Origin of the sequence: Stenotrophomonas maltophilia group sp. RNC7 (assembly GCF_030910085.1) — a bacterium.
Classification (GTDB): Bacteria; Pseudomonadota; Gammaproteobacteria; order Xanthomonadales; family Xanthomonadaceae; genus Stenotrophomonas; species Stenotrophomonas sepilia.
Genome location: NZ_JAVFVN010000358.1, coordinates 1 through 353, shown reverse-complemented (window position 1 = coordinate 353; position 353 = coordinate 1). Strand labels below are relative to the sequence as shown.

The 353-nt window shown below is 33.4% G+C and carries 1 protein-coding gene; it reads right to left on the bottom strand.

Going from position 1 to position 353, the window contains the following annotated elements; translation table 11 throughout:
• A partial coding sequence (locus tag RCF13_RS05935) for a hypothetical protein (protein ID WP_308140956.1) occupies positions 1-353 on the bottom strand: 353 nt, incomplete at both ends.

The window sequence follows — 353 nt, the reverse complement described above, 5'->3', positions numbered from 1 at the left end:
AACAATAGCCTCTTCAGTTCTGTATGTAAATGAAGTAAACTTCTCATACCATTCAACAAATACGTTTCCTACTGCGGCTCGAACTTCAGGGCTAAAAAGCAATGTGAAAAACATAATTCCAAACACAATAATGATAATTGAGGCGACCTTTCTGGCATAATTCATGGACATTTTAATAAAACTTTTTCTCTGATCTTTGGCAAAAACTTTCTTCATCTTCATTTCAAATATTGGAGAAAACGAGTAGTTTTTAGCTAGCTGATCCTTTGATGGAATGGATTCTATCTCCTCTTTAAAATTGTTAATAACAGCCTGACGAAATAGGGCTTCAAAAACTGTTTCATTCATTGAAT